This window comes from Rhodococcus sp. NPDC019050, from assembly GCF_055664235.1.
Genome location: NZ_JBVOON010000033.1, coordinates 1 through 8,606, shown reverse-complemented (window position 1 = coordinate 8,606; position 8,606 = coordinate 1). Strand labels below are relative to the sequence as shown.

Here is an 8,606-nt window from a genome sequence, read left to right as displayed (position 1 = left end):
CTCGAGCGGTGCCCGATCGACAAACCGATCGCTGTTGAGCACCTCGAGGATGCGACGGCGTTCGAGGGCGGTGAGCTTGTTCGCCGGCGGGGTCGCGGCGCCGACACCACCACCGGCGGTGTCGGTGCGGTCGCTGCGGTGCGCCGCCGGACTGCGGTCGAACGCACCACACCGGTCAACGCACTCGCGGTTCTCGTCGACACCCCGGCCGCGGTCAAGTCGCACCACACGGCGGTCAGCGCTTGTTCGGCTTGCCGTCGACATCCGCTCTCTCGGAGAGAGATTCCAAGAGAGCGTGAGCTTTTCCCATGATGTCCAGGGCGGCCTCGGTGGTGGTCAGTCTCTTGTTCGCGCGGGCGAGCTCTTGCTTGAGGCGGGCGATCTCGGCCTGCTCGGCGGTGAGTTTGCCGATCTTTGTGCCGGGTTGTTTGCCGTCGAGCACACCGGCGTCACGTTGTTTGCGCCACTCGCTGATCAGCGACGAGTAGAGGCCTTCACGGCGTAGGTACGCGCCGCCTTCATTCGTCGCGCAGGCCTGCTCGTACGCGACCAGGTGGGCGAGCTTGTCGGCGGGGCTGAACACGCGTCGGCGGGGTCCGTCGGCTCGGGGGTGAGTGGAGGCCATGCGGTCATTGTCCTCGACCGCCGTAGGGGTGGGCATCGTCATCGTTGGGTTGATCCGTATCTCGCCCTGCAGGCGGAGTTGCTGTGAACCGCTGGCCTCAACTCAGCCTGACACGCAGGGGGACGGCGGTGCCGTCGGCGAGCTGAGCCGCTGTCGGTGTGTTCAGCGCCCCGATCACCAGCCACCATGTCGGGTCGGGGCTGTCTCCGGGCCAGACCTGCTGTTTGATCTCGTGCGGGAAACTCTCAGGATCGGTGGTGTACATGACGGAGACCGGCGACCAGTATTCGTTCTCAATTGTGGACGCGGGATCGATGCGCATCATGTCGTCCTCCCGCCATTGGATCGACAGGCCCGAACGCGGCAAGACCAGGGAGTAGAACTCCATGGGTACACCTCCGAAGTGTGATCAACGCGTGCCGTGGTGCACACGGTAGACGACGCTTCCCGAGCCTTCGCGCCCTTCGATCTTCTCCATACCCACTCGAAATACTCCGGCAGCAGGCCGTCATTCTGAAACGGTCACTTACCAGACGGGTACGACGAACAGGGTCGCACTTTCATCGGAGCGGCCCTCGCTGCGACCAGCTTGCGAGCTACCGACAATGTCTGATCAGTACCCAAAAATGCGTAGGGGTTGAAATATACCGAACAGTCGGTATTGTCCCTATCGGGTCAGTGCTGTGTATCACAGCCTCGTCCAAAGAAGTATCAGATGGACCTCGCTGCGGATCCTAAGCCGCATCGAGGATGCGTTATCGGGGTGATCAGATTGTTCACCCAGGAAGGAAGATCATGTCGATCAAGCTGGAGCAGCAGACAGAACGAATCGCTCTCGTGGCGGAGGAATTCGCCATGTACTACGAGGATCGCGCACTCGTCTCCGAGTGAAGTTTCCGTCGTGCTGGGGCGCTGATTTGCGCCCCAGCACGGCACATTGAGCCGCGAAGCAACCCAAGGAACCGAGACACTCTTGTTGAAACCACGCCTGAAGCCGTCCCACTCAGTCCATCGGAGCCCGTCGGGAAACATCTCGATCGGTGAAGTTGGCTCTAGCTCATACTTCGTCCGCGAGGCCCCCGAGTCGTTTCTTGACCTACTGTTGCTTCTGGATGGCTCTAGTACAATTCCCAGGATCGCGCGCTTTCTACAGCGAAAGCACCCGGAGATCTCTGATAACGAAATCAAGGAGACTATAGGCCAACTGCAAGAAGCGAATCTTCTTGATGACGGCGCACTACGATCCAGTGTTTTATCATCGGAAGAGATAGAGCGCTACGACCGGCAAATGGTGCAATTCTCCGCCGTAGAAACGCAGTCACTGCCAGGATTCAATTACCAAGAGAAATTGAAGCAGTCGACAATCTGCATCCTCGGCATGGGGGGATGGGGAACGTGGATTTCGATGAATTTAGCATTGGTGGGTACTGGTAAACTGAGGTTTGTCGACGCAGACTATGTCGAGCACTCTAACTTAAACCGCCAGGTCTTGTTCGATAATTCATCCATCGGATTGCAAAAGGTTGATGCGGCGCGTTCAGCCATCGAACGGATAAACCCGCACGTAGACGTCGAAGTTGTCGATGAATTCGTAGAGCGTGACCGAGCACAAATTGAGCGAATACTTGACGGAGTCAGTTTTGTTTGCCTGTGCTGGGCGAACCAATCCGCATTCGTGCAAAACACCGCCGAGGATATGGTTCATCAAATCTGCCGAGAAAGAAAAATCCCAATCATCGAACTGGCAGGCGATCCCTTCGATATCGCCGTTGGCCCCTTGTATCCCAATGACGGATCATCTCCGTGCCTCGAATGCGTTAAGCCGCAGTACCGAGAGAAATGGTGGGGTGGCGATGAGTTGACCACAGAATTCCGTAAGCGGACGACAAAGAGTAAAGCCTACAGGAAAGTAAATGCCTGGCAGAGCGCGCCATCCCTGAGTATCATATCCGGGTTAGCGACGAACGAAATTGTAAATGCTATCACAGGATACATCGAGCCGGGTTTGGTTGGGAAGCGACTCTCCATCTCGCTACTCAACGCGTATCAGACCGAGATGGAGTCTTTCAGTTTTCGAGATGACTGCAGTTGCCGCGTTTAAAAAGTAGATTTCGCGGGGTCATGACAAGACCGGTCGGGCCGGCAATTCTGTACGGAATGTTCGCAGCCAACAGTCTCGCAAACGGGATATGGATTGCACTGTGGGCAGTCTACTTTGTCTCTGTTGCAGACTTGAGCCCAGCCGTTGTTTCTACGGTCTCCCTCTTCGGCGGGGTTACGGGCATGGCTCTTGCATATCCCGTGGGATCACTTGGTGACCGCGTCGATGACCGCTACCTGCTAGCACTGTTATTGACGCTGCGTGGCGTCGCAGCCCTCCTTGTGTCGCTTTCGAGTAGCACGGCCCTACTACTCGCAGCACTTTTTATCACGCTTGGCCTTCAATCTTCCCAAACAGGCCTATCGATTAGCATCGTCGCGACTCGCGTGGAACCCATGAGCAGAGTGAAATCGCTCTCATGGATTCGGACTCTGCAACATGTGCTCTACGCACTAACAGCTGTCGCCGCATCTCTTGTTCTTGCCTCTGACGCTGACGTCTTTTTCCGGATTGCTTTGGCTATTGGCGGCACTATGCTGTTCGCGGGGGCATTTATATGCACTCGAATAAGCCGCCGGTCAGCTGTGACCTCGGCGCGAGTGGACCGTCGGATGGGTGGCTCGACAGCTGTAAAAGACCGGGCGTTCCTGCTAATGATGCTGGGGTCGAGTCTTCTCATGCTGTGCTGGCCTCTTCTAACTGTTGGATTGCCGTTGTGGATTACCGAATCAACTGTAGCCCCGCCCGCAATGGCGGGAGTTTGTTTGGCGATCAGCGCGGTTATCATTATAATTATCCAGATCCCTGTAGGAAATAAAGTCGTGACGTTGAAGCACGGCAGATACGTAAACCTGGCCGGATCCATTTTTCTATCCGTAGTATGTTCGGGATTTGTGATCGCAGGCGAAACGGAGTCGACCCGCGTTGCTGTCGCAGTAATTCTCGGCGTTACCTTGCTCCACGCTTTGGCCGAAGTTTTGGTTGTAACTTCAAAATGGTATTTTTCTACTAGCATGATGAATGATGACCACGCGGGGGGGTATCAATCGATCGCCGCGATTGGAGACGGACTGGCAGTGGCAGTTGGTCCAGCCTTCATGATTGCTCTTGTCGGAACGGGTAATACGGGCTGGTGCCTTTTAGGGTTGATGTTCCTCATGGTTGGCGCCTTTCAAGCAATTTACTCTCGTAAGATACTTGTACGTACCGGCGAGAGTGCAGGCCCGTCAATGGCTCCGAAGCTAGAAGCTTGAGGGTTGCATATGATACGCCGTACTGACCAAGCAATTCGGCCAGGTTCATGTCGGCTGTCTGGAGCGATGAGCCACGACCGCGGCGAATGATCGCTAGTTTCTTCACGGCGGCGAGTTCCGCGTTGCCGAAAAGATAGGCCAGTTCGGCATCGACATAGCGGTAGTTGATGTTCACCGGAACAGCCCGGATCTTGAGGCACGCAAGCAAGGACCCGACGAATTCCGTGCTGTTCCGCATGTACAGACCGACGCGGTCACCGGCACCTATGCCCGCACCAGCCAGGTGGTGAGCGAGACGATTGGAGGCGGCGTCAAGTTCGCCGTAGGTCAACCGATCCGTTCCGCACACGACGGCGACGCGGCCGGGAACAGCGTCCGCCGCAGCCTCGAACAAGTCAGCAAGATTGAGCGACATCGAATTTCCTTCTGCCAGCGGTGAAATGGGTGCCGCCAAAGTTCCACACCCGCCACAAAGTGATCTCCGCCACTCCCATTCAGCGGGACTGATCACGCCGGCCGGACCCGTATCTCCACAAACTAGAATGAATACTAATTCTGCGAGTCGTTTCTCTACTCGTGGCAACGCAACACCGGAGGCATCCATGGGTGAAACAGTCAGCTTGTCCGGCCGCACCGCCGTCGTGACAGGGGCCGGCGCCGGTCTCGGGCGCGCCGAGGCTCTCGCACTGGCCGCCGCCGGTGCCGCCGTGGTCGTCAACGACATGGGCGACGCCGCGCACCAGGTTGCGGAAGAGATCGTCGCATCGGGCGGACAGGCCATCGCCGTCACCGGCGACGTCTCCGAGTGGTCTCTCGGAGGCCGCCTCGTCGAAGAGTCGGTCAAGGCATTCGGCTCGTTCGACATCCTCGTCAACAACGCGGGCATTCTCCGCGACAAAATGATCTTCAACCTCACCGAATCCGATTGGGACGACGTGATCCGCGTGCACCTCAAGGGCCACGCTGCGACTTCCCACGCCGCCGCCGTCCATTGGCGGCAGGCGAGCAAGGAGACCGGGGGTCCCGTCTACGGTCGCGTCATCAACACATCGTCCGAGGCGTTCCTCTTCGGCTCCGCCGGTCAGCCCAACTACTCGGCAGCCAAGGCGGGCATCACCGCCCTGACGCTGTCCACCGCGGCGGGACTCTCCCGCTACGGCGTCACCGCGAATGCGATCTGCCCGCGTGCCCGCACAGCCATGACGGCCGAGGCATTCGGCGAGGCCGACGGTGCGAACACCGGTCTCGACCCACTTGCCCCGGAGCGTGTCGGCACCCTCGTCTCGTACCTTGCCTCCCCCGCGTCGCACGAGATCAACGGCCAGGTGTTCGTGGTGTACGGCAAGATGGTCGCGCTGATGGACTCCCCGAAGGTCGAGAACCGTTTCGACGCCGCAGGATCCGCGTTCACCGTGGACGAACTCGACGAACAGCTCTCGTCGTACTTCACCGGACGCGGCAAGTACGAGAACTACGCCGCCTACAGCGTTGCGGAACTGGAGAAGCCCGCACTCGCAGTCGACTGATCACACCGACGAGGACCAGCGAACAGACTTCGGCCCCGGCAGGATTCCTGCCGAGGCCGAGTCGTTTCGAAAGTCGATGCGAGAAGATCAGGCCGACTTCTCGCGACGCTCACGATCGGTCTTGCGTGGCACGATCGTCGGCAGCACGTTGTCGGTGACGGTCTCCGCGGTGACCACGACCTTCTCCACGTCGTCGCGACTGGGGATGTCGTACATCACGGGCAGGAGGACTTCCTCCATGATCGCGCGGAGACCACGAGCGCCGGTGCCCCGCAGAATCGCCTGATCCGCGACAGCCTCGAGACCGTCCTGCGAGAACTCGAGTTCGACCCCGTCCATCTCGAACAGACGCACGTACTGCTTGACGAGTGCGTTCTTCGGCTCGGACAGGATCTCGACGAGCGATTCCTTGTCGAGATTCGTCACGGACGCGACGATCGGCAGGCGGCCGATGAACTCCGGGATCAGACCGAACTTGATGAGATCCTCGGGCATGACGTCCGCGAAGTGATCGGTGGTGTCGATCTCGGCCTTCGACCGGACCTCGGCGCCGAACCCGATGCCACGCTTGCCGACTCGGTCGGACACGATCCGCTCGAGTCCGGCGAACGCACCCGCGACGATGAACAGCACGTTCGTCGTGTCGATCTGGATGAATTCCTGGTGGGGATGCTTACGTCCGCCCTGCGGTGGCACCGATGCCTGCGTACCCTCGAGGATCTTGAGCAGCGCCTGCTGCACGCCCTCGCCCGACACGTCGCGCGTGATCGACGGGTTCTCGCTCTTGCGCGCGATCTTGTCGACCTCGTCGATGTAGATGATGCCGGTCTCGGCGCGCTTGACGTCGTAGTCCGCCGCCTGGATCAGTTTGAGGAGGATGTTCTCGACGTCCTCACCCACGTAACCCGCCTCGGTGAGCGCGGTGGCGTCGGCGATGGCGAACGGCACATTGAGCATCTTGGCGAGGGTTTGCGCCAGATACGTCTTGCCGCACCCGGTGGGCCCGAGCAGCAGAATGTTGGACTTCGCAAGTTCGACGGCCTCACCACGAGCGTCGCGGGCCTTGTCGCCGGCCTGGATCCGCTTGTAGTGGTTGTACACCGCGACCGCGAGCGTCCGCTTCGCGGAATCCTGGCCGATCACGTAGTTGTCGAGGAAGTCGCGAATCTCGGCGGGCTTGGGGAGTTCGTCGAGCTTGACCTCGCTGGTTTCGGCGAGTTCTTCCTCGATGATCTCGTTGCACAGATCGATGCACTCGTCGCAGATGTAGACGCCCGGCCCCGCAATGAGCTTCTTGACCTGCTTCTGGCTCTTTCCGCAGAACGAGCACTTGAGCAGATCTCCGCCGTCACCGATACGTGCCATCTGTCAGGTCCCTACTTCCTCGTGTGCGTGCAACTGCTGCCGCGATCTCGTTGCGCGCCGGCCCGGGGAGCGGGCCCTTGCTCGACCGTACCCGGAGTCCGGCTTTCGGGTCGACTGGTTCTCGGCGTTTCCGGCCACATTTATCGGCCCCGCACCTGGTCCCGGTCACAATTGCACATCGACCCGGCCCGGACCACGAGACACGCGGTCGGGCCGGGTCGTTCGGCTACTTCTGGGCGGAGAGCTTCCGGTATTCGAGAACGTTGTCGATCAATCCGTATTCGACAGCCTCGGCGGCGGTCAGGATCTTGTCACGATCGGTGTCCTTGCGGATCTGGTCCGCGTCCTTACCGGTGTGCCGGGCGAGGGTCGTCTCCATGAGACGACGCATCCGCTCGATCTCCGCGGCCTGGATCTCGAGGTCGGAGACCTGACCCTGGATTCCGCCGGTCGCGGGCTGGTGGATGAGCACGCGAGCGTTCGGCAGTGCGAGACGCTTGCCCGGCGTACCGGCCGCGAGGAGCACAGCTGCTGCCGACGCGGCCTGGCCGAGGCACACCGTGGTGATGTCGGCGCGGACGTACTGCATCGTGTCGTAGATGGCCATCAACGAGGTGAACGAACCACCGGGCGAGTTGATGTACATCGTGATGTCGCGGTCCGGATCCAGCGACTCGAGCACCAGCAGCTGAGCCATGACGTCGTTGGCCGACGCATCGTCGACCTGCACACCGAGGAAGATGATGCGCTCTTCGAACAGCTTGTTGTACGGGTTGGATTCCTTGACGCCGTAGCTCGAGTGCTCGATGAACGAGGGCAGGATGTAGCGGCTCGCCGGAGAGGCCGGAGCTTGGCCGCCGAGCTGGCGCGGATCGAACATGTTGGTCATCGCTTCTCCAAGAATTCGTGGGGCGTGGAGCGGGTCGGTGAGAACCCGGGGATCAGTTGCCGGTACCGCCGGCCTGCTGGGCCCGTGCGACGACGTGGTCGACGAAGCCGTACTCGAGTGCCTGCTGAGCGGTGAACCACCGGTCGCGGTCCGAGTCCTTGGTGATCTGCTCGACGGTCTGCCCCGTGTGCTCGGCGATCAGCTCCGCCATCTCCCGCTTGGTGTGCGCGAACTGCTCGGCCATGATCGCGATGTCGCTCGCCGTGCCGCCGATACCGGCGGACGGCTGGTGCATCATGATCCGCGCGTGCGGCAGGGCATAACGCTTGCCGTGGGTGCCGGCCGACAACAGGAACTGGCCCATCGACGCGGCCAGACCCATCGCGAACGTCGCGACGTCGCACTCGACGAACTTCATCGTGTCGTAGATCGCCATACCCGCGGTGACCGAACCACCCGGGGAGTTGATGTACAGCGAGATGTCGCGGTTGGGGTCCTCCGCCGACAGCAGGAGGATCTGTGCGCAGAGCTTGTTGGCGATGTCGTCGTCGACCTGGGTGCCGAGGAAGATGATCCGCTCGCGAAGCAGGCGTTCGTACACCGAGTCGCTGAGGTTGAGCCCAGCGGTGGCCGAGGTCATCGTCGGACCGATGGATGTCGCCGGATTCTGATGAGTCACGGGTACCTGCCTTCTCGTCAATCGTGGATTGCTGACACTGACACTAACGAAGAGGGGCGGGGGGGGGGGGGGGGGGGGGGCCCCCCGCGGCCCCAAACCCCCCAAAAACCCCAACACCAAGCGCCCCCGCCCCGGGGGGGCGGGCCCCCCCCCCCCGCCAACCCCCCG

9 protein-coding genes and 1 pseudogene are annotated in these 8,606 nt (G+C 60.6%); 3 read left to right on the top strand and 7 right to left on the bottom strand.

All coding sequences use genetic code 11. From position 1 onward, the window contains the following. The 3 genes from AC0B44_RS20945 to AC0B44_RS20935 all read right to left on the bottom strand — a co-directional run. On the bottom strand, positions 1 to 225 hold a 225-nt coding region (locus AC0B44_RS20945; RefSeq protein WP_471904667.1), incomplete at its 3' end, for a hypothetical protein. Between the two features lie 10 nt (positions 226 to 235). Then, on the bottom strand, positions 236 to 625 hold the full coding sequence (locus AC0B44_RS20940; RefSeq protein WP_039587714.1) for a transposase: 390 nt from the start codon (positions 623 to 625) through the stop codon (positions 236 to 238). 97 nt (positions 626 to 722) lie between these two features. Further along, positions 723 to 1,013: a hypothetical protein gene (locus AC0B44_RS20935; protein WP_471904666.1), complete on the bottom strand. Its 291-nt coding sequence runs from the start codon at positions 1,011 to 1,013 to the stop codon at positions 723 to 725. A 588-nt stretch (positions 1,014 to 1,601) separates the two neighbouring features. On the opposite strand from AC0B44_RS20935, the gene AC0B44_RS20930 reads away from it, so the two are divergent. Together AC0B44_RS20930 and AC0B44_RS20925 are read left to right on the top strand one after the other, a co-directional pair. Continuing rightward, positions 1,602 to 2,726 (top strand): HesA/MoeB/ThiF family protein, encoded by a 1,125-nt coding sequence (locus AC0B44_RS20930; RefSeq protein WP_471904665.1) that lies wholly within the window; start codon positions 1,602 to 1,604, stop codon positions 2,724 to 2,726. 20 nt (positions 2,727 to 2,746) lie between these two features. Beyond that, positions 2,747 to 3,979, top strand: coding sequence for an MFS transporter (locus AC0B44_RS20925; RefSeq protein ID WP_471904664.1), 1,233 nt, complete (start codon positions 2,747 to 2,749; stop codon positions 3,977 to 3,979). Between the two features lie 103 nt (positions 3,980 to 4,082). On the opposite strand, the pseudogene AC0B44_RS20920 reads toward AC0B44_RS20925, so the two are convergent. After that, positions 4,083 to 4,394 (bottom strand): annotated as a pseudogene (locus AC0B44_RS20920) (AMP-binding protein); the annotation flags it as partial. Between the two features lie 187 nt (positions 4,395 to 4,581). On the opposite strand from AC0B44_RS20920, the gene AC0B44_RS20915 reads away from it, so the two are divergent. Continuing rightward, the gene (locus tag AC0B44_RS20915) at positions 4,582 to 5,505 is read left to right on the top strand and encodes a 3-oxoacyl-ACP reductase (RefSeq protein ID WP_471904663.1); all 924 of its coding nucleotides are present in this window, start codon (positions 4,582 to 4,584) and stop codon (positions 5,503 to 5,505) included. 87 nt (positions 5,506 to 5,592) lie between these two features. Here the strand turns inward: AC0B44_RS20915 and clpX are convergent, their stop codons facing one another. From clpX to AC0B44_RS20900, 3 genes are all read right to left on the bottom strand, one after another. Continuing rightward, positions 5,593 to 6,870: an ATP-dependent Clp protease ATP-binding subunit ClpX gene (gene clpX, locus AC0B44_RS20910; protein ID WP_471904662.1), complete on the bottom strand. Its 1,278-nt coding sequence runs from the start codon at positions 6,868 to 6,870 to the stop codon at positions 5,593 to 5,595. 226 nt (positions 6,871 to 7,096) lie between these two features. Then, positions 7,097 to 7,759: an ATP-dependent Clp protease proteolytic subunit gene (locus AC0B44_RS20905; RefSeq protein WP_471904661.1), complete on the bottom strand. Its 663-nt coding sequence runs from the start codon at positions 7,757 to 7,759 to the stop codon at positions 7,097 to 7,099. Positions 7,760 to 7,811: 52 nt separating this feature from the next. Further along, the gene (locus AC0B44_RS20900; protein ID WP_471904660.1) at positions 7,812 to 8,438 is read right to left on the bottom strand and encodes an ATP-dependent Clp protease proteolytic subunit; all 627 of its coding nucleotides are present in this window, start codon (positions 8,436 to 8,438) and stop codon (positions 7,812 to 7,814) included. Positions 8,439 to 8,606: the final 168 nt, after the last annotated feature.

Coding starts and splice junctions, on each gene's coding strand:
- AC0B44_RS20935 (WP_471904666.1), bottom strand. CDS start 1,013: ATGGAGTTCTACTCCCTGGTCTTGCCGCGTTCGGGCCTGTCGATCCAA.
- clpX (WP_471904662.1), bottom strand. CDS start 6,870: ATGGCACGTATCGGTGACGGCGGAGATCTGCTCAAGTGCTCGTTCTGC.
- AC0B44_RS20925 (WP_471904664.1), top strand. CDS start 2,747: ATGACAAGACCGGTCGGGCCGGCAATTCTGTACGGAATGTTCGCAGCC.
- AC0B44_RS20915 (WP_471904663.1), top strand. CDS start 4,582: ATGGGTGAAACAGTCAGCTTGTCCGGCCGCACCGCCGTCGTGACAGGG.
- AC0B44_RS20940 (WP_039587714.1), bottom strand. CDS start 625: ATGGCCTCCACTCACCCCCGAGCCGACGGACCCCGCCGACGCGTGTTC.
- AC0B44_RS20905 (WP_471904661.1), bottom strand. CDS start 7,759: ATGACCAACATGTTCGATCCGCGCCAGCTCGGCGGCCAAGCTCCGGCC.